This is a genomic window from Mycobacterium sp. UM_Kg1 (assembly GCF_000972925.1).
In the GTDB taxonomy this organism is placed as follows: domain Bacteria; phylum Actinomycetota; class Actinomycetes; order Mycobacteriales; family Mycobacteriaceae; genus Mycobacterium; species Mycobacterium hiberniae.
In genome coordinates this window covers 1-18,707 of the sequence record NZ_JRMK01000013.1, presented here as the reverse complement: position 1 = coordinate 18,707, position 18,707 = coordinate 1, and the positions used below count along the sequence as shown (strand labels likewise).

21 protein-coding genes and 1 tRNA gene are annotated in these 18,707 nt (G+C 68.5%); 9 read left to right on the top strand and 13 right to left on the bottom strand.

Annotated elements, in window-relative coordinates; all coding sequences use genetic code 11:
- Positions 1-39: 39 nt before the first annotated feature.
- The 3 genes from LI92_RS03705 to LI92_RS03695 all read right to left on the bottom strand — a co-directional run bounded on the left by LI92_RS03705 (position 40) and on the right by LI92_RS03695 (position 4,057).
- Positions 40-531 (bottom strand): DUF5078 domain-containing protein, encoded by a 492-nt coding sequence (locus LI92_RS03705; protein ID WP_502691391.1) that lies wholly within the window; start codon positions 529-531, stop codon positions 40-42.
- 197 nt (positions 532-728) lie between these two features.
- A complete protein-coding gene (locus tag LI92_RS03700; protein WP_046316058.1) occupies positions 729-3,641 on the bottom strand; it encodes an MMPL/RND family transporter in 2,913 nt (970 codons plus the stop codon).
- The gene (locus tag LI92_RS03695) at positions 3,638-4,057 is read right to left on the bottom strand and encodes an MmpS family transport accessory protein (RefSeq protein WP_046316055.1); all 420 of its coding nucleotides are present in this window, start codon (positions 4,055-4,057) and stop codon (positions 3,638-3,640) included. The genes LI92_RS03700 and LI92_RS03695 overlap by 4 nt, the downstream gene beginning before the upstream one ends.
- 131 nt (positions 4,058-4,188) lie before the next feature.
- Here LI92_RS03695 and LI92_RS03690 point away from each other — a divergent pair, with 131 nt between their 5' ends.
- A complete protein-coding gene (locus LI92_RS03690) occupies positions 4,189-4,854 on the top strand; it encodes a TetR/AcrR family transcriptional regulator (protein WP_046316053.1) in 666 nt (221 codons plus the stop codon).
- A 1-nt stretch (position 4,855) separates the two neighbouring features.
- Here the strand turns inward: LI92_RS03690 and LI92_RS03685 are convergent, their stop codons facing one another.
- The 3 genes from LI92_RS03685 to LI92_RS03675 form a co-directional block, all read right to left on the bottom strand.
- Positions 4,856-5,872 (bottom strand): DNA polymerase domain-containing protein, encoded by a 1,017-nt coding sequence (locus LI92_RS03685; RefSeq protein ID WP_046316051.1) that lies wholly within the window; start codon positions 5,870-5,872, stop codon positions 4,856-4,858.
- Between the two features lies 1 nt (position 5,873).
- Positions 5,874-6,917 (bottom strand): ATP-dependent DNA ligase, encoded by a 1,044-nt coding sequence (locus LI92_RS03680; protein ID WP_046316112.1) that lies wholly within the window; start codon positions 6,915-6,917, stop codon positions 5,874-5,876.
- 206 nt (positions 6,918-7,123) lie between these two features.
- Positions 7,124-8,029 carry a haloalkane dehalogenase gene (locus tag LI92_RS03675; RefSeq protein ID WP_046316049.1) on the bottom strand — a complete coding sequence of 302 codons (906 nt, stop codon included), beginning with the start codon at positions 8,027-8,029 and terminating at the stop codon, positions 7,124-7,126.
- 77 nt (positions 8,030-8,106) lie between these two features.
- Here LI92_RS03675 and LI92_RS03670 point away from each other — a divergent pair, with 77 nt between their 5' ends.
- From LI92_RS03670 to LI92_RS03665, 3 genes are all read left to right on the top strand, one after another.
- Positions 8,107-8,523 carry a DUF302 domain-containing protein gene (locus tag LI92_RS03670; RefSeq protein ID WP_046316047.1) on the top strand — a complete coding sequence of 139 codons (417 nt, stop codon included), beginning with the start codon at positions 8,107-8,109 and terminating at the stop codon, positions 8,521-8,523.
- A gap of 12 nt (positions 8,524-8,535) precedes the next feature.
- On the top strand, positions 8,536-8,670 hold the full coding sequence (locus tag LI92_RS24250) for a DUF8730 family Cys-rich protein (protein ID WP_286134837.1): 135 nt from the start codon (positions 8,536-8,538) through the stop codon (positions 8,668-8,670).
- A gap of 76 nt (positions 8,671-8,746) precedes the next feature.
- The gene (locus tag LI92_RS03665; RefSeq protein WP_286134836.1) at positions 8,747-10,543 is read left to right on the top strand and encodes a fatty acyl-AMP ligase; all 1,797 of its coding nucleotides are present in this window, start codon (positions 8,747-8,749) and stop codon (positions 10,541-10,543) included.
- Here LI92_RS03665 and LI92_RS03660 read toward each other — a convergent pair.
- Together LI92_RS03660 and LI92_RS03655 are read right to left on the bottom strand one after the other, a co-directional pair.
- Positions 10,540-11,013, bottom strand: a complete 474-nt coding sequence (locus tag LI92_RS03660) for an NUDIX hydrolase (protein WP_046316043.1) — start codon at positions 11,011-11,013, stop codon at positions 10,540-10,542. The two genes, LI92_RS03665 and LI92_RS03660, sit on opposite strands and share 4 nt — an antisense overlap.
- 2 nt (positions 11,014-11,015) lie before the next feature.
- Positions 11,016-12,380 (bottom strand): WS/DGAT/MGAT family O-acyltransferase, encoded by a 1,365-nt coding sequence (locus LI92_RS03655; RefSeq protein WP_046316042.1) that lies wholly within the window; start codon positions 12,378-12,380, stop codon positions 11,016-11,018.
- A gap of 50 nt (positions 12,381-12,430) precedes the next feature.
- On the opposite strand from LI92_RS03655, the gene LI92_RS03650 reads away from it, so the two are divergent.
- The 3 genes from LI92_RS03650 to LI92_RS24245 all read left to right on the top strand — a co-directional run bounded on the left by LI92_RS03650 (position 12,431) and on the right by LI92_RS24245 (position 15,244).
- Entirely contained in the window at positions 12,431-13,162 is a 732-nt protein-coding gene (locus tag LI92_RS03650) for an Rv3717 family N-acetylmuramoyl-L-alanine amidase (RefSeq protein ID WP_046316040.1), read from the top strand.
- 26 nt (positions 13,163-13,188) lie between these two features.
- Entirely contained in the window at positions 13,189-14,631 is a 1,443-nt protein-coding gene (locus tag LI92_RS03645) for a neutral zinc metallopeptidase (protein ID WP_286134835.1), read from the top strand.
- Between the two features lie 289 nt (positions 14,632-14,920).
- Positions 14,921-15,244 (top strand): DUF4333 domain-containing protein, encoded by a 324-nt coding sequence (locus LI92_RS24245; protein ID WP_082109532.1) that lies wholly within the window; start codon positions 14,921-14,923, stop codon positions 15,242-15,244.
- A gap of 80 nt (positions 15,245-15,324) precedes the next feature.
- Here the strand turns inward: LI92_RS24245 and LI92_RS03635 are convergent.
- The 3 genes from LI92_RS03635 to LI92_RS03625 all read right to left on the bottom strand — a co-directional run bounded on the left by LI92_RS03635 (position 15,325) and on the right by LI92_RS03625 (position 16,430).
- Positions 15,325-15,415 (bottom strand) — tRNA-Ser (locus tag LI92_RS03635).
- A 29-nt stretch (positions 15,416-15,444) separates the two neighbouring features.
- Positions 15,445-15,912 carry a nucleoside deaminase gene (locus LI92_RS03630; protein ID WP_046316036.1) on the bottom strand — a complete coding sequence of 156 codons (468 nt, stop codon included), beginning with the start codon at positions 15,910-15,912 and terminating at the stop codon, positions 15,445-15,447.
- Positions 15,909-16,430, bottom strand: coding sequence for a tRNA adenosine deaminase-associated protein (locus tag LI92_RS03625; protein ID WP_046316034.1), 522 nt, complete (start codon positions 16,428-16,430; stop codon positions 15,909-15,911). Before LI92_RS03625 ends, LI92_RS03630 begins: the two co-directional genes overlap by 4 nt.
- An 84-nt stretch (positions 16,431-16,514) precedes the next feature.
- Between LI92_RS03625 and LI92_RS03620 the strand changes: the two genes are divergently transcribed.
- Entirely contained in the window at positions 16,515-17,456 is a 942-nt protein-coding gene (locus LI92_RS03620; RefSeq protein WP_046316032.1) for a prephenate dehydrogenase, read from the top strand.
- Here LI92_RS03620 and LI92_RS03615 read toward each other — a convergent pair.
- Positions 17,422-18,018 carry a putative glycolipid-binding domain-containing protein gene (locus LI92_RS03615; protein ID WP_046316029.1) on the bottom strand — a complete coding sequence of 199 codons (597 nt, stop codon included), beginning with the start codon at positions 18,016-18,018 and terminating at the stop codon, positions 17,422-17,424. The two genes, LI92_RS03620 and LI92_RS03615, sit on opposite strands and share 35 nt — an antisense overlap.
- A gap of 103 nt (positions 18,019-18,121) precedes the next feature.
- On the opposite strand from LI92_RS03615, the gene LI92_RS03610 reads away from it, so the two are divergent.
- Positions 18,122-18,448, top strand: a complete 327-nt coding sequence (locus LI92_RS03610) for a LapA family protein (protein WP_046316026.1) — start codon at positions 18,122-18,124, stop codon at positions 18,446-18,448.
- Positions 18,449-18,456: 8 nt separating this feature from the next.
- Here the strand turns inward: LI92_RS03610 and LI92_RS03605 are convergent.
- The coding region (locus LI92_RS03605) for a histidine phosphatase family protein (RefSeq protein WP_046316024.1) at positions 18,457-18,707 on the bottom strand (251 nt) is incomplete at its 5' end.

Genomic DNA, 18,707 nt, shown 5'->3' with positions numbered 1-18,707 from the left:
CGAGTCCGGGCGGGCGTGCGTCGACCGCTGGTCTTGCCGCTAGGGCTTGGGGGCCCAGTCCCACACCGACATGTCGTCGCGGGGGTACTGATCGCAGGCTGTTGTCGACTTGGCGACGACGCCCTTGTTGTTGAAGAAGATCTTGGCGTGGTTGGGCCAGGCCACGGTCAGCGGGTCGGCGAAATTGGTCGCCAGCTCCTCCGAGTATGCCCGGCGCTGCTCGGGGCTGAGCGAGAAAAACCAGTGCATCTTGTCGATGGTGGCCTGCTGCACCTGCACCGGCTTGTTGTGCATGTCGATCATGTAGCGCTCGTAGTAGATCGGCGACAGGTCGCGGCTGGCGGCCAGCATCTGCTCGGCACTGCAGTCGGTGTGGATCACCCGCCGCGGGATCGGGAAGTCGTCGGTCGCGTCGGCCGAGGCGGTCGCAGGAAGCAACACGGCGGCCACCGCCGCGCCTGCGGCGGCAGCGGCCACGGCGGCTCCGCGGAGAGTCGAGCGGTGCATGCGCATGCGATCCACTGTAGCCATTCCCCCGGTCCTTTCCTCTGTGAGTTTGTCGAGCACCGAAACCCGCCGATGGGGCCTCTGAGCCGGGCGATCCGGCGAGGTGGGTGCGGGCGGCGGAGGGCCGTGCGGCTCCCGGGCGCGATGCCCAATGCTACATAACTTTAGTCATGCTACCTAATTAGTTTTCGGCCTCCGGTGCCGTGGGCAGCCGCCGCCGGCTACCGGTTGGGGGCCAGACTCTCGGTCGTTTCGGCGTCCTCGCCGCCGCGCGCGTCGGCGGCAGCAGCTCGGTGCCGGGCCGCTTTCCCGCCCACATGCGGCAGTACGTTGATGGGCCACCAGAACCAGCGGCCCAGCAGCGCCGCTATCGACGGCGTCATGAACGCCCGCACGATCAGCGTGTCGAACATCAGCCCCAGGCCGATGGTGGTGCCGATCTGGCCGATGATCTGCAGGTCGCTGACGGCCATCGAGGTCATGGTGAAGGCGAACACCAGCCCGGCCGACGTCACCACCTTGCCGGTGCCGCCCATCGCCCGGATGATGCCGGTCTGCAGTCCGGCGTGCATCTCCTCTTTGAACCGCGACACCAGCAGCAGGTTGTAGTCGGAGCCCACCGCCAGCAGGATGATCACCGACATCACCAGCACCAGCCAATGCAGCGGCACGCCGATGAGGTACTGCCAGAACAGCACCGCCAGCCCGAACGAGGCGCCGAGCGACAGCGCCACCGTGCCGACGATCACCAGCGCGGCGATCAGCGCCCGGGTGATCAGCAGCATGATGATGAAAATCAGGCACAGCGAAGCGATTCCGGCGATCAGCAGGTCGTAGTTGGAACCGTCGTGCATGTCCTTGAACAGCGATGCGGTTCCACCGAGATAGATCTTGGCGTCCTCAAGAGGCGTTCCCTTGAGCGCTTCCTCCGCGGCGACGCGGATCTTGTCGATGTGTGAGATCCCTTCAGCCGTGGCCGGGTTGCCGCGGTGCGAGATCATCATCCGGACGGCCTTACCGTCCGGGGAGAAGAACATGTTCATCGCACGCTTGAAGTCCGGGTTCTGGAAAACCTCCGGCGGCAGATAGAACGAGTCGTCGTTCTTGGACTCGTCGAACGCCTTACCCATCGCGGTGGCGTTGGTGCTCATCTCGTCCATCTGCTCGAAGATGCCGGACATGGTGCTGTGCATCGTCAGCATCATCGTCCGCATGGTTTCCATGGTGTCGATCATCGGCGGGAAGGTGGCCAGCATCTGCGGCATGAGCGCATCCATGTCGCCCATGTGGGCGATCATCTTGTCCATGCTGTCGCTCATCGGATCGACGCTGTCGACCACGTCGAACGCCGAGCGCAGCGAGAAGCAGATGGGGATGTCGTAGCAGTGCGGCTCCCAGTAGAAGTAGTTGCGCATCGGACGCCAGAAGTCTTCGAAATCGGCGATGTGGTCGCGGATCTCGTAGATCTGCTGTTGTAGGACGTCCATGTCGGCAACCATCTCGTGGGTGGTGCCGGCCAGTTGGCTCATGTAGCCGTACATCTGGCGCATGGTGGCGATGGTCTGCGCCATCGCCTCGGCCTGGGTCAGCATGTCGTCCATGCGCTTCTTCTGGAACTGCATGGTCTGCAGCTGGCCGGCGTTCTGCATACTGATCTGGAACGGGATCGAGGTGTGTTCCAGCGGGGTGCCCTGCGGGCGGGTGATCGCCTGGACCCGGGAGATTCCGACGACCTTGAACACCGACTTGGCCAGCTTGTCGATGATCAGGAAATCCGACGGGTTGCGCATGTCGTGGTCGGTCTCGATCAGCAAGACCTCCGGCAGCATCCGGGACTGCGAGAAATGCCGGTCCGCCGCGGAGAAGCCTTCGTTGGCGGGGATGTCGGCGGGAATGTACTTGCGGTCGTCGTAGGCCGGGGCATATCCGGGCAGGGTCAGCAGGCCGACGGCCGCGACCGCCAGCGAGGCGACCAGCACCGGGCCGGGCCAGCGGACGATCACCGTGGCGACCCGCCGCCAACCGCGGGTGCTGGTGGCGCGCTTGGGGTCGAACAGGCCGAACCGGCTGCCGACGGTGATGAACGCCGGACCCAGCGTCAACGCCGCCAGAACCGAGATGAGCATGCCCACCGAGCAGGGGATGCCCAACGTGACGAAGTAGGGCATGCGGGTGAAGTGCAGGCAGAACACCGCTCCGGCGATGGTCAGCCCCGAGCCCAGAATGACGTGAGCGACGCCCGCGAATGCGGTGTAGTACGCCGATTCCCGGTCTTCGCCGGCCTGGCGCGCCTCGTGGTAGCGGCCGATCAGGAAGATCGCGTAGTCGGTGCCGGCGGCGATCGCCAGCGACACCAGCAGGTTCACCGAGAACGTCGTCAATCCGACCCAGTGGTGATGGCCCATGAACGCCACCACCCCGCTGGCGGCGTTCATCTCCATATAGACCATGCCCAGCAGCAGCACGACCGTGATGATCGATCGGTAGACCAGCAGCAGCATGGTCAGGATCACCAGGATGGTGACCGCCATCATCTTGAACATCGACTTGTCGCCGGCATGGTTCATGTCGGCGGCCAGCGCCGCGGTTCCGGTGACGTAGACGGTCAGCCCCGGCGGGGTCTCGACAGAGTCCACGATGTCGCGGACCGCCTCGATGGATTCGTTCGCAGCGGACTGCCCGATGTTGCCGACCAGGTTCAATTGGACGTAGGTGGCTCGGCCGTCGGGACTTTGGGCGCCGACCGCGGTCATCGGATCGCCCCAGAAATCCTGGATGTGCTGGACGTGTGCGGTGTCGGCGCGAAGCTTGTCGACCAGTTCGGCGTAGTAGACGTGCTCGGCATCACCCAGCTCGTGGTCGGCCTCCAGCACGATCATGGCGGTGCTGTCGTAGTCCGACTCCTGGAAGACCCGGCCCATCTCGGTCATGGCCTGCATGGAGGGCGCGTCTTCGGGGCTCGCCGAGACGGCGTTCTGCTTGCTGACCACCTCCAGCGGCGGAACGGTGGCCACCAAAACCCCGATCAGCGCCAGCCAGCCCAGGATGATCGGTATCGCGAACCGCCGAATGGTGCGTGCGATGAACGGTCGGTGAGCCTGCGCGCCGGCGCCGTGGGTTCCGGGCCCGCTCATGCGGCCTTCAACAGGCAGAACGTGTAGGCGTTCACCTGGTTGGAGATGCGTTCGGCCTTGACCTCGCCGTCGACGGTGATGCGGCAGCCGATGCTGTCACTGTTGCCCTGCGCCATGATGCTGCCCACCACCGCGGGGAGCGTGGTGACGATGTCCAGGCGCCACGGCAACGCGACGTCCTGGACGCGTTGCGGTTCGGAGTTGACGTCGAAATAGCTGATGTCAGCGATTGTTCCGGGCGGCCCGAAGATCTCGTAGGTCAATCGCTTGGGGTTGAAGGGCTTGGTCTCGTCGAGTTGGCCGTCGGAGTAGGAGGGACGCTTCTCGGAGCCGAACAAGCCGTGGATACGGGTAACGGTGAATGCGGCGACACCGGCCACCGCCAGTATCACCAGGGGTATCCACACCCGACTCAATACCTTGATAATCGGAGTCCCCTTCACCAAGCATCTTTGGGTACCCTAACCCACGTTCACGAGCGTAAGCGCACGCTACAGCACTTCCGCGGAGACCTGCAACGCACATCGTGTGCGTTATCCTCGTCGCTGTGCGTCAGGCGACCTTCCAACGCGCCCGCAGCGAGGAGAAGAAGCGCCAGCGGGCCGAAGCGCTGATGGAGGCGGCGCGCTCGGTCGCGACCGAGACCGGGGTCGCGTCCGTGACGTTGACGGCCGTCGCCAGTCGCGCCGGCGTGCACTATTCGGCGGTTCGGCGCTACTTCAGTTCCCATAAGGAAGTACTGCTCCGGCTGGCCGCCGAGAGCTGGGAACGCTGGGAGTCCTACGTCTGCACGGCACTGAGCGAGCCCGGCCCGATGTCCCCGGCACGAGTCGCGAGCACCCTGACCAGCGGATTGGTCGCAGACCCGCTGTTCTGCGACATGCTGGCCAACCTGCACCTGCATCTGGAACACGAGGTCGACGCCGACGTCGTCGTCGAGGTCCGGCGGAAGAGCACCGCGGCGGGATTGGCCATGGCCGACGCCATCGAGCGCGCCCTGCCCGGCCTCGGCAAGGAAGGCGCCCTGGACCTGCTGCTGGCCTCGTACTCGCTGGCGGCGCCGTTGTGGCAGATCGCCCATCCCTCCGCGGACCTCGCCGACGCCTACGCGATGGAAGCTCAGGTTCCCCCGGATTGGAATTTGAACTTCACCACCGCGTTGACCCGACTACTCACCGCAACCTGCATCGGGCTGCTGTCCTGCACGAAATGATTCAGTCTGATTTTTCCCGGCTCGGCTGCACCCGTTTGGGTTCGCCCGGCATTTTCGGATAGTTCGGCGGGTAGGGCAGGTCGCCGAGCCCGCGGGCCTCGTCGTCGGCCGCCAGGGCCAGCAGCGGGTCGAGGGACTGTTCGAGGTCATCGATGGCGCTCCAGGGATTGCCGCGCCGGGCGACCAAATCCGGCACCGTGGCGATGGTGTAGTCGTCGGGGTCGGCTTGGGTCAACTCGTCCCAGGTCAACGGGGTCGAGACGGTGGCGATCGGCGTGGCCCGCGCCGAATAGGCCGATGCCATGGTGCGGTCGCGGGCGTTCTGGTTGAAGTCGACGAAGATCCGCGCGCCGCGTTCTTCCTTCCACCAGGATGTGGTGACCGCGTCCGGCGCACGCCGCTCCACTTCGCGGGCCAGCGCGATACCGGCCCGGCGGACCGCGATGAAGTCCCAGTCGGTTTTGATCCGCAGATACACGTGCAGGCCGCGGCCACCGGAGGTCTTGACGTGGCCGATCAGACCGAGTTCGTCGAGCAGGGGGCGCAGCACCTGCAGCGCGACCGCTCGGGCCTCGTCGAATCCGGTGCCGGGCTGCGGGTCGAGGTCGATGCGCAGCTCGTCGGGGTGGTCGGTGTCACCGCAGCGCACCGGCCATGGGTGGAAGGTCACGGTGCTCATCTGCACCGCCCACAGAATGTCGGCGGGCCGGGTGACCTTCAGAGCGTCAGCGGTACGCCCGGACGGGAACGTGACCCGGCAGGTCTGCAGCTCCTGCGGGTGCCCCTTGGGCAGTCGCTTCTGGTAGACCTCCGCGCCGTCGATGCCGTCGGGGAACCGTTGCAGGTGGCTGGGCCGGTCGGCCAGGGCATGCAGCAGCGGGCCGCTCGCCACGGCCAGGTAGTAGGCGGCCAGCGCCCGCTTGGTGCCCCGCGCGCCCAACCGGGGGAAATACACCTTGTCGGGGCTGGTGAGCCGGACCGCGACACCGTCGACGTCCACCACCTCGGGCTCGGCCATGTCAGGTCACCAACACGTCGTCGAGGTCGTAGTTCAGTGGCACCTCAAGCTGGTCGAAGGTGCAGCTGGCCGGGTCCCGATCGGGGCGCCACCGCAGCAGCTTCACGGTGTGCCGGAAGCGGTCGCCTTCCATCTGGTCATAGGCGACCTCGGCGACGCGCTCCGGCCGGATCGGAATCCACTGCTTGTCGGCAGCCGAGTTCCACCGGCTGGGCTCGCCATCGCGGACGTCACCGATGCGCAGCGGCTCCAGCTCGCGGTGCAGCGCCAGCCGGTCGGCGTCGCTGAACGCGGCCGCACCGCCGACCATCGCGAGCTCACCGTCGGGACGGTAGAGCCCCAGCAGCAGCGAACCGATACCCGCACCGCTCTTGTGGATGCGGTATCCCATCACCACGCAGTCGGCGTCGCGGCGGTGCTTGATCTTGACCATCTCCCGCTTGCCCGGCAGATACGGCCCGTCGGTCCGTTTGGCCACCACCCCGTCCAGCCCGGCGCCCTCGAAGGTGGTGAGCCAGCGCATGGCCTGCTCGGGGTCCGCGGTGGCGCGGGTGACATGACAGCTGGCGCCACTGGTGATCAGCTCGGACAGGGCCGCCCGCCGCACCCGAAACGGCTCGTCGAGCAGGGCGCTGTCGCCGGCGGCCAGCGCGTCGAAGGCGATGAACTGCGCCGGCGTCTGTTCGGCCAGCAGGCGCACGCGGCTCTGGGCGGGATGAATGCGCTGACTCAGCGAGTCCCAGTCCAGCCGGGTGCGGCCGCCGATCCGGCGCGGCACCACCACCTCGCCGTCGAGCACGCAACGCGGGGCGACTTCGGCACGCACTGCGTCCAGCAGTTCGGGAAAGTAGCGGCTCAGCGGTTTGCCGTTGCGGGACTGCAGCAGCACGTCGTCGCCGTCGCGAAACACGATGGCACGAAAGCCATCCCATTTCGGTTCGTAGGACCAGGCTCCGACTGCCCCTTCGTCGGCGGGAACCTTGGCCGCCGCCTTGGCGAGCATCGGAGCCACCGGCGGGGCCACGGGCAGGTCCATGGTGTCCATGATGGCTGCTGCGACCTCATCTGTCACAGAATTCTCGGCGCAGCGGGTGATGTGTCTATTGCCCACCTTTGAGCGACAAACCGCAGCCCGCCCGCGCCGGACTGGCGACGTTGTCGCTCAAAGGCGGGCAACCATCACAATGCCTCTCCGGCGGGATTACTCGCCGGCGGACGCGCCCCGGCGAGACCCTCCGGGGGCGCACACCGTCAGCGGCGCAGGAACTCCACCACGTGGCGCGCGAGCTCTTCGCCGGCATCCTCCTGCAGGAAATGCCCGGCGTTTTCGATCACCGGGTGAGATCGACCCCGCGCCCCGGCCATCGTGCGCTGGAAGATCGGCCCCATGGCGCCGGTGATCGGGTCGCCGTCGCTGAACGCGACCAGCATCGGGATCTGCGAGGCGCTCAGCGCGGCCCACGCCGCCCGGTTGGCCGCGGCCGCGGGATCCTCGGGGGTGGTCGGGATCAGCGACGGCATGGTCCGCGGTCCCACGCAATAACTGTCGTCGGGGAACGGGGCGTCGTAGCCGGCCCGCACCTCATCGCTCATCGGTCGGCGGCACCCGGACTGCACGAACCGGCCGACGTCGATCGTGGGCGCGGCCTGGATCGCCTCCCGAAAACGCCACCAGACCTCCGGCATCGCGACGTCGCCGGTGGGCAGTCCGGTGTTGGCCACGACGACGCCGCGGAACCGGTCCGGGTTCTCCGCCAGCACCCGCAGCCCGATCAGCCCTCCCCAGTCCTGGCACACCAGGGTCACCCCATGCAGGTCGAGGACGTCGAACGCCAGCGCGCGCATCCACTCGACGTGGCGTGCATAGGTGTGGTCCTGCGCGCGGGCCGGCTTGTCGGACCGGCCGAACCCGACCAGATCCGGGCAGATCACCCGATATCCGGCCTTCGCCAGGATCGGCATCATCTTGCGGTACAGGAACGACCACGACGGCTCGCCGTGCAGCATCAGCACCGGATCGCCATCCTCGGGACCGTCCTGCACCCACGCCACCCGCAGCGTGCCGCCGTCATCGTCGTCGAGGTCGCAGAACTGCGGCGGGTAGGCGAAATCCGGGAGGCCGGCGAACCTGTCCTCGGGCGTGCGCAGGGTGTGCATGGGGTGACGATACCGGGTGGGTATATACCCCCGGGGGTGTCTGATACACTGATCGCATCCCAACCGAGGAGGTTCCCATGTCCGTGGCATTGAGCACTGCCGTGACCGGCGCCGATTTCGACGCGGTTACCGAAAAGACGCGAGAGGTCCTCAAAGACAACGGCTTCGGCGTGTTGACCGAGATCGATGTGCAGGCCACGCTGAAAGCCAAGCTGGGCGAGGAGATCGAGCGCTACCTGATCCTGGGCGCCTGCAACCCGCCCCTGGCCCACCGCGCCGTGACGGCCGAGAAGCGCATCGGGGTGTTGCTGCCGTGCAACGTCGTGGTCCGCGAGGACACCGAGCACCCGGGCACGGTTCTGGTGGAGGCGATGAACCCGCAGCTGATGGCCGAGATCATCGACAATCCGGCGCTGGCGGAGATCGCCGCCGAGGTGAGCGAAAAGATCCGCAACGTCATCGATACCCTGGCGGGTGCGTTTCGCGCCACCTGAAAGGAGCCGCCGATGTGCTATCCCGTGCCGTGTCGGGTCTGCGGCAAGATCACCTGGGACGGCTGCGGCGACCACGTCGCCGACGTACGCGCGCAGGTGCCACCCGATCAGTGGTGCGCCGGCCACGCGGAGTCGCCACGCTCCTAGCCCTGCCGCGGGCCGCACGCATTATGGTGTCTGGATGCCAGAGCAGTTCATGCCAAACGCCCACAACTTAGTGGACATGCTGCGGATACAAGCCGACCGGTATGGGGACAAAGTCGCGTTCCGCTTCGCCCCGGACGGCAACAACGTCACGGCCAGCCTGACGTACCGCGAACTCGACGCCAAGGCTCGGGCGGTGGCAGCCGACCTGCAACGCCAGGGTGCTGCCGGGCAGCGGGTGCTGGCGATCTGCCGCCCAGGCCTGGACAGCATCATCAGCATTTTCGGCTGCTTCTACGCAGGCGCGATCGCGGTGCCGGTCGACACTCCGCTGGCCCGCCTGAAGCTGGTCGCACCCGACGCGCAGCCCAGCTTCGCGGTGGCGACCTCCAACACCCAGACGCAACTTCAGATGGCGGCCGCCGACGTGCCCGGCATGTCGGCGCTGCGGTGGTCCACCACCGACCAGGGCGTCGACCCCGACACGTGGCAGCAGCCCGACATCGACCCGAGCACCACGGCGATGATCCAGTACACCTCCGGCTCGACCAAATCACCCAAGGGTGTGGTGGTCACGCACGGCAACCTCATGCACAACCTGGAGTCCATCCGGCGGGCCTACCACGGCACCGAGCATGAGACCGCCGTCTACTTCCTGCCGCAGCAGCACGACATGGGACTGATCGGCGGAGTCCTGGAGATGATCTACGTCGGCTGCACCACCGTGTTGATGTCGCCGATCGTCTTCTTCCAGCGGCCCATGGCGTGGCTGGAGGCCATGTCCCGGTTCAAGGCCAACACGACCGCGGCACCCAACAGCGCCTACGGGTTGTGTGTCAAGAACAGCACCCCCGACGAGCGCGCGGCACTGGATCTGTCGCACTGGACCACCGCGGCGAGCAGTTCCGAGCAGATCCACGCGTCGACCATTCAGGAGTTCGCCGACGCCTTCGCTCCGGCGGGATTCCGGATCCAGTCGTTTCTGCCGTGCTACGGCCTGGCCGAGGCCACCCTGCTGGTCTCGGCAGACCCCACCCCGGACGTCGCCGGCGTCCGCTACGTCGACAGCAAGGCGCTGAGCGAGAACCGCGCCGTCGACGTCACCGCCGACACCGCCGCCGTCGCAGTGGTCAGCTGTGGCCCACCGGTGTACGGCCAACGAGTCGTGATCGCCGACCCGGAGACCCGCCGCCTTCTCGGGCCGGACGAGGTCGGCGAGATCTGGGTGTCCGGGCCCAGCGTTGCGCAGGGTTACTGGGCACGGCCGATAGAGAACGCGCACAGCTTCGCCGGATTCCTGTCGGACACCGGTGAAGGCCCCTTCCTGCGCACCGGCGACATGGGATTCCTCTGCCAGGGCGAGGTATTCGTCACCGGGCGGTGGAAGGACCTCATCACCATCGGCGACAGCACCTACTACCCGAACAACATCGAGCCGACGGTGCAGGCCAGCCATCCGGGGTTGCTGGCCGACCGCGGCGCGGTCTTCTCGGTGCAGCCGAAACCGAACGGCGACACCCGACTGGTGGTCGTGCAGGAACTGGACTATCGGCAGCAGGTCGCCGAGAGCGAGCACGCCGCAATCATGGAGTCCATCCGCGCGGCGGTCCGCGAGCAGCACGGCCTGGAAACCCATGACGTCTTGCTGGTGCCGGCGATGCGGGTGCCCACCACCTCCAGCGGCAAGATTCAGCGGGGCGAATGCCGGCGCCAGTACCTCGCCGGCGAACTGAATCCGCTGGCGCAGTGGCATGCCGCAGCCGCGCCCGCCGTGCAGTCCCTGCAGCCAACGGGCGCGAGCACGCTGGCCCGGATGATCGTCTCCAGCTTGGCGCAGCGGCGTTCGCAGCAACAGGGAACGCCGCCCCAGGGTTAGGGCTCGATCCCCAGGTGAGCAGTCAACCGGTCCAGGGCGAGCCGCTGTCCGGCCAGTAGTTTGACGCGTGCCTGATCCAGCGGGAACCAGCCGACCCGATCGACCTCGGGGAACTCTCGACGCTGTCCCGACCGCGGCGGCCACTCCAGTTCGAAGGTGTTGCTGCGTGCGCCGGTGACGTCCAGATCGCCGCACACCGCGAACACGGTGACCAGTTTGCCGCCGGCCTGACGCAGTACGCCCAGCTCAGTCCGTTCACCATCGGGCGGTGTCAGGCCGATCTCCTCGGCGAACTCCCGGCGCGCGGTCTGCCACGGATCCTCACCGTCGGGTTGCTCGCCCTTGGGGATCGACCATGCGCCGTCGTCCTTGCGCGCCCAGAACGGTCCGCCGGGGTGGGCGATCAACACCTCGACGCCGCCACCGCTCCCCCACCGGTAGAGCAGCAGCCCGGCGCTGCGCTTGGCCACGCTCACACACCCACAGCGCGTTCCAGGTCTTCCAGCGCGGTGTTCAGGTGCCCCAGCAGCCGTTGCAGGTGCGGAACCGAGCGCCGGCAGCCCACCAGCCCGAAGTCGAGGTTGCCGGCGTTGCTGATGACCGTGATGTTCAGCGCCTGCCCGTCCACCGCGATCGACATCGGATAATTGCCGTCGAGGCGGGCGCCCCGCCAGTACAGCGGCTCAGCCGGGCCGGGCACATTGGAGATGACGACGTTAAACGGCGGCTTGGCGGCCGAGACGAAGCCGGGGACGGCGGCCAGCGCCAACGGGGCCATGTTGGCCGCCGACAGTGCCAGCGCCTGAGCGCGCGGCAGTTCGCTGAACACCTTCTTGTTGCTGCGGGTCGACTCGCTGATGGTCGCCAGCCGCGCAGCGGGGTCGCTCAGGTCGGTGGCCAGGTTGCACAAGATGGTGCCGACCAGGTTGCCGCCGGAGTCGGCCTCGGCTTCGGTGCGCAGGCTGACCGGGACCATGGCCACCAGCGGATGATCCGGCAGAGCGTCACGCTCGGCGAGGTAGGCCCGCAGCGCCCCGGCGCACATCGCGAGCACCACGTCGTTGAGGGTGACCCCGGCGGCCCGTTTGATCGCGGCCACTCGCTGCACCGGCCAGGACTGCGCCGCACACCGGCGGGCACCGCCGATCTTGACGTTGAGCATGGTGCGCGGCGCTTCGAACGGCAGGGTCAGCTGCTGCTCCAGCAGTGCGGCGCGCGCCAATTTCACCGTCGAGGGTCCGAGGGCCGCAGCGTCTTTGACCAGCTGAGCCAGTTCGCCGAGCCGCGACGGGGCGGGACGAGGGGGCCGGGACGAGGGCCGGACCGTCCACGGGGTCCGCAGTTGGGGATCGCGCGGGTCGGTCGAGAGGGTGCGGCCAAGCAGCCGCAGCAGCGAGACTCCGTCGATCAGGCTGTGGTGCACCTTGACGTAGACGGCGAACCGGCCGTCGTTGAGGCCTTCGACCACGTGGGCTTCCCACAACGGGCGGTGCCGGTCGAGCAGGCTGCCGTGCAACCGTGAGGTCAGCTCCAGCAGGTCGCGCACCCGGCCCGGCACCGGCAGCGCTGAACGCCGCACGTGGTACTCCAGGTCGACCTCGTCGACGTCGTCGAAGGCCCAGGCCACGCTGGAGACCCCGCCGAGCGGCGAGGCCGGGCGCTTGCGGAAAGCGGGTTGCAGGTCCCGGGAGCCCAGCAGGTCCCGGTACAGCTCGCCGACGAACTCCAGCCCGGCGCCCTCCGGCGGCTCCAGCAGCATCAGCCCGCCGACGTGCATCGGATGCTCACGCGTCTCGGTCAGGAGGAAGACTGAATCGAGCGGTGACATCAGCTGCATCGATCCATTAGACCCCGGCCCGACCGGTGCCCGCTTGCTAGTCTTGGCCCGTGCGTCGCCGGACCGTTGTCTGTGTCGCCTCGGCCGCGTGCTTCCTCGCGGCCGGCACCGTTGCGCCCACCGCCTACCCCGACGCCGACGTCGCCGGCAAGACGGTGTTTCTGGACCCGGGGCACAGCGGCGTCAGCGACGCCTCGAGTTCCCGGCAGGTTCCCAATGGCCGCGGCGGCACCAAGCCCTGCCAGACCAGCGGCACCGCCACCGACGCCGGCTACCCCGAGCACAGCCTGAACTGGGATGTGACCAACCGGATCCGGGCGCAGCTGGAGAGCCTGGGCGTGCACACCGAGCTCTCCCGCGCCGACGACTCCTCGCCCGCCGCGTGTATCGACGCTCGGGCCGCCGCCGCCAACGCCGCGCGCCCGGACGCGATCGTGTCCATTCACGCCGACGGCGGGCCGGCCGCGGGCCGGGGCTTTCACGTCAACTACTCCAGCCCGCCGCTCAACGACGCCCAGTCCGGCCCGGCCCTGGCGTTGGCCGGCGACATCCGGGATGCCTTGAGTGCCGCCGGGATTCCGCCCTCCAGCTACCTGGGTACCGACGGCCTCTACGGGCGGGCGGATCTGGCCGGGCTGAACCTGGCCGAATATCCGGCGGTGCTGATCGAACTGGGCAATATGCGCAACGCGCAGGACGCGGCGCTGCTCGACAGTGCCGACGGGCGAGCGCAGTACGCCGCGGCCGTCGCCACCGGAATCGTGGCCTACCTGAGCAGGTGAGAATGCTGCGACGCAGATTCCACCGAATGGCCGCACCACTTCTCGGGGTGGCGGCCCTGCTGCCGGCGCTGTGCTCCTGCGCCGAGACCACCACACCGACGGTGATCGCCGGCCACGCGATGGCAATGTTGTACGACCCCGGACGGGTCGGCGGTCTGCCCACCGCGGAAGGCCCCAGCGGGCCGCGCGGTGAGATCGGCCCCGTCACCGCCCGAGTGCACAACAGCGACGGCGGGCAGATCGACCGGTTGTCGCTGCTGGCCATCGACGACATCGAGGATTTCTGGACGCAGCACTACGCGCAGATACTGCCGGGGCGCTTCGCGCCGGTCTCGACGCTGATGTCCTACGACTCCACCGATCCCGACGGCCCGCCGGTGTGCGGCGGCGACGTCTACCACCTGCCGAACGCGATGTACTGCCGAAAGCCCGACACCCTCGCCTGGGACCGCGCCAAATTTCTGCCCACGGCGCGAAAGTACTTCGGCGACATGGCGATCAGCGGCACGCTGGCGCACGAATACGGCCATGCCCTGCAGCACATGGCCGGTACCGTCAACCCGCTGACGCGCACCCTGGTCCGCGAGCAGCAGGCCGACTGTTTCGCCGGGGTGTACCTGCGGTGGGTGGCGGCAGGCGATTCCCCCCGGTTGCAGCTGAGCACCGGCGACGGCCTCAACCACGTGCTGGCCGGTTTGATCGTGATCCGCGACCCGGTGTCGACGGCGGACAATCCGGTGTCGGTCTCCGATGAACACGGCACCGCGCTGGACCGGGTCGGCGCCTTCCAGACCGGTTTCGACGGCGGTGCGGACATGTGCGCCGCGATCACCATGGACGAGGTCCGCAAGCGCCGGGGCAACCTGCCGGGCTCGCTGTTCGATTCGCGGAGTCCCCAGAGCGACCTCACGATCGACGAGTCGGTGTTGTCGACCCTGATGGAACAGCTCGGCCAGATCTTCGGCCTGGCCCGCCCGCCGGACCTGGCCACCTCGGGCAAATGCCCCAGCGGCCACCACGCCGACCCGGTGGCCTACTGCCCGGAGTCCAACCTGATCGTCGTCGACATGGCCGGCCTGCAGGAGCTCAGCGCACCGACGGACCAATCGACCCTCGGTATGCCCCAAGGCGACAACACCGGCTTGTCGGCCGTGACGTCACGCTACGCGCTGGCGGTGCAACGGGAACGCGAGGTCAGCTTGGAGTCGGCTGCGGCGGCGTTGCGGACCGCATGTCTGAGCGGGGTGGCCCAACGCCGGATGGCCGAGCCGATGACGGTGTCCGCCGGCCCGGGTCTGATGCTGGCCGGCGGCGACCTCGATGAGGCGGTCACCGGTCTGCTGATGAATGGGATCGTCGCCAGCGACGCCAATGACGACACCGTACCGGCGGGTTTCACCCGCATCCTCGCGTTCCGCTCCGGGCTCTACGGCGACGTCGACGGCTGCTTCGAGCGGTTCCCGGGATGAGCGGCAGGCCATGAACGGTCCGGAAGATCCGCGCAAGCCGCCCCAGGGGCGGCCGATTCCGCGGCCGCCGCAGCAACCACACCGACCGACCGGGCCCGCAAACCAGCGCCCACGCCCGCCGGAGCAACCCTGGTATCTGGAGTTCCGCCGACCGGCACCGCCACCGCGGACGCACCGGCCGCCGCCGGGCCCGCGGCCAATCACACCCGCGCCGCGTCCGCGGCCCGCGCAGATCTCCCCGGATGCCGCCGCGCAGCAACCCGACCTGCAGCGCCCGTCGAACCGGACCTTGCTGATCACCGCCGGCGTCACCGCGCTGCTCGCCCTCGGTGTACTGCTGGCGTGGGTGCTGCGCGCCGCCGTCGGCGAATCCGAGCAGATACAACTCGACGTGCGGGCCGCCCAAGACGGTGTCCGCCGGGTGCTGACCGACCCGATCAACGGCTACGGCCGCGACGACGTGACCGACGTCCGATGCAACAACGGGGTCAACCCGACGGTGCGCAGGGGCACCGGCTTCACCTGCACGGTGCTGGTCAACGGCGCCCTGCGCCAGGTGCTGGTGGAGTTCGCCGACGACGCCGGGACCTATTCGGTGGACCGGCCGCGATGACCCCACCGAACCGTCGACAGGACCAACAGAAAACCCCGGCACGAAGCCGGGGAAATCCGTGACCGATGTGATTTCTCACGTGGCGGTGGCGGAGGGATTTGAACCCTCGGTGGGGGGTTACCCCACACACGCTTTCGAGGCGTGCTCCTTAGGCCGCTCGGACACGCCACCGCGGGACAGCGTACCCAACAAAGGGGCTCTCAGCCCAATCGCTGCCGGGCGAAGAACGCCTCCAGTGGTGCAGCGCACTCCGCGGCCAGCACCCCGCCGCGCACTTGGGGCCGGTGGTTGAGCCGACGATCGCGCACCACGTCCCACAGCGAGTCGACCGCGCCGGTCTTGGGTTCGAACGCCCCGAACACCAGCCGGGCCACCCGCGCGGCCACCAGTGCGCCCGCGCACATGGTGCACGGCTCCAGCGTGACGGCCAGGGTGGCGCCGGTCAGCCGCCAACCGTCGCCCAGCACGGCGGCCGCCGCGCGAATAGCCAGCATTTCGGCGTGCGCGGTGGGGTCGCCCAGCGCTTCTCTGGCGTTGGCCGCCTGGGCGAGTACGGTGCCGTCGGGACCCACCACCACCGCTCCCACCGGGACGTCGCGGGGCCCGGCCTGCCCGGCAGCCACCAGGGCCGCGCGGATCAGGTCCTCGTCGCTGGGCGGGCCGGTCACCGACGGCGCCGCGGCAGCACCGCGCTGAGCTGGTCGTCGAATCCCATCTCGATGGCGATCCGGTGCAGCTGCTCCTCGATTGCCAGGTCGGCCTCGTCCAGGATGACGCTGAGCACCGCGGCGGGCAGCCCGATGTCGGCGAGCACCCCCAGGTCGCCCTCCTCGAACGGGTCGGCATCCTCCAGGTCGTCGGCGTCGATATCGGCGTCGATCGCCTCGAGCACCTCGTCGGCCAGGTCATAGTCCAAGGCGGCCGTGGCATCCGAGAGCAGCAGCCGGGTACCGGCCGGACCAGGGCGCACGATCACGAAGAATTCGTGGTCCACGTTGATCAGGCCGAACACCGCGCCCGAGCTTCGCAACTCGCGCAGCTCTGTCTCCGCCCCGGCCAAGCTGGTCAACGCCGCGGCGCGCATCGACGTGCAACGCCACCGGCCGTCTTCCCGCACAACGGCCACCCCGAAACCGTCCAGCGTGCCGGCTGAACGGTCCTGCGTGGACGGACCCTGCGCTTCCATGGGCGCCTACGGTAGTCGCCGTCCCCGCCCTTGACCAGCGTGTGCCAACCTGGACAAGTGGCGGAAAGCACAGTGAAAACTCCGGTGTGTGTCTTGGGGCTCGGACTGATCGGCGGCTCGGTGTTGCGCGCGGCCGCCGCCGCGGGCCGCACCGCGTTCGGCTACAACCGGTCGGCAGACGGGGTGAACGCCGCCATCGCCGACGGCTTCGACGCCACCACCGAGCTGGAGACGGCCCTGACGCGCGCCGCCGACACCGGCGCCCTGATCGTGATCGCGGTGCCGGTGCCGGCGCTGCCGATGCTGCTCGGCCCCATCGCCCGGCTCGCCCCCGACTGCCCCCTGACCGATGTCACCAGCGTCAAGAGCCCGGTGCTCGACGAGATCGCCGCCGCCGGACTGCAGGCCCGTTTCGTCGGCGGTCACCCGATGGCCGGCACCGCCCACTCCGGCTGGCCGGCCGGGCACGCAGATCTGTTCAAGGGCGCACCGTGGGTGATCAGCGTCGACGACCATGTGGATCCGGCGGTGTTCACCACGGTGCTGGACCTGATTCTGGACTGCGGTTCGGTGGCGGTGCCCGCACGCTCGGAGGAGCACGACGCCGCCGCAGCCGCCATCTCCCATCTGCCGCATCTGCTGGCCGAGGCGCTGGCCGTCACCGCAGCCGACGTCCCGTTGGCGTTCGCGCTGGCCGCCGGATCATTCCGGGACGGCACCCGGGTAGCCGGGACGGCACCGGACCTGGTCCGGGCGATGTGCGAGGCCAACTGGCGACGACTGCTGCCGGCGCTGGACCGCGCCATCGCGCTGCTGTGCGATGCGCGCGACTCGCTGTCGGCGTCGGATTCGGTGGCCGAACTGGTCAACAAGGGACATGCCGCGCGCACGCGCTACGACAACTTCCCGCGCAGTGAGATCGTCACGGTCGTGGTCGGGGCCGTGGACTGGCGCCGGGAGCTGGCCGCCGCGGGCCGGGCCGGCGGGGGGATCAGATCCGCGTTGCCAACCCGGGATAGTCGATGACGAACCCCTCGGAGTCGACGGTCAAGGTGGTGCCGCGCGCGTCGGTTCCCGGGGTGGTCACCTTGATCCCTGCTCCGGGGCCGGCACTGCTGTAGCTGGCGGTCGCCGCCACCACGGACATCTCGGGCAGGTTCACGTACAGCGTGGGCAAGGTGATCGCCGCCGCCCGCTCGTGCAGCCGGGCCCGCCGGATCGGCAGGGTGTTGAAGAACGGACTGAACAGCATGTCGACGTCCAGGGCGCCGTCGTACCCGGCGCGGGTCTGTCCTCGGGCATCGGTGATGAGCCACATGTTCTCTTCGTCGCGGGCGATCACCAGCTGACGTTCCCGTTCGGCGAGCGTGACGGTCAGCCCCAGCCGTTTGGTGGCGCCGGACTCATCGGTGTGCAGGTCGTAATAGGCACCGAACGCGGGGTTCTCGGCGGTGGCTCCGGCCACGATCCGGCCATTGGCCCTGATCCGGTTTCCCGAGAGCTGCACCCGCACCGACTCCATCCGGGGGGCGTCGGGCGCCCGCCAGGTCAAAATCGCCGGCCACGGGCCGGAGGGGGCTGCGCTCATCAGCCCACCGTAAGGGACCGGCCCACGGTCCGCAGACCGGCCCCCGGTGCGCAAACCCGCAAGATCCGATTCATTTCGGGCGCCCAACGGGCAAGATGTCCCTATGAGCAGCGACTCGACAATGCCCGTCGACCCGCAGGGCCAGCCCAGTACACCGCCGCCGCCGGCGTCGATGCCGTTCACCCGTGCCGGTGCGCTGTGGAGCGCGCTGATCGCCGGGTTCCTGGTCCTGATCGTGTTGCTGGTGTTCATCATGCAGAACACCGGACCGGTGGACCTGGCATTTTTCGCCTGGACCTGGAGCCTGCCGAAGGGGGTGGCGATCCTGCTGGCCGCGATCAGCGGCGGCCTGCTGACCGCCCTGGTCGGCACCGCGCGGATCTTCCAGCTGCGGCGCGTAGCCAAGCGCAACATCGCGGCTCAGCGGTAACCCGCCGCTCAGCCCGCGGCGTGCTGTCCGCCGGGCAACCGGGCCTGGTTGCGGGGCAGCAGGTCCCACACGTGCTCGGTGCCGTTCGTCGACGCCACCGCGGCCTGCCCCGACCGGGAGTACAGCAGCCGGGTGATCGACACGTAGTCGATGGGAAACGACAGCAGCCGCTGAGTGCCCAGAATCTGGTGCAGCACCACGTTGATCACGCCGCCGTGGCTGAACACCGCGATGGTGTCGTCCTGTCTCTTATACACAT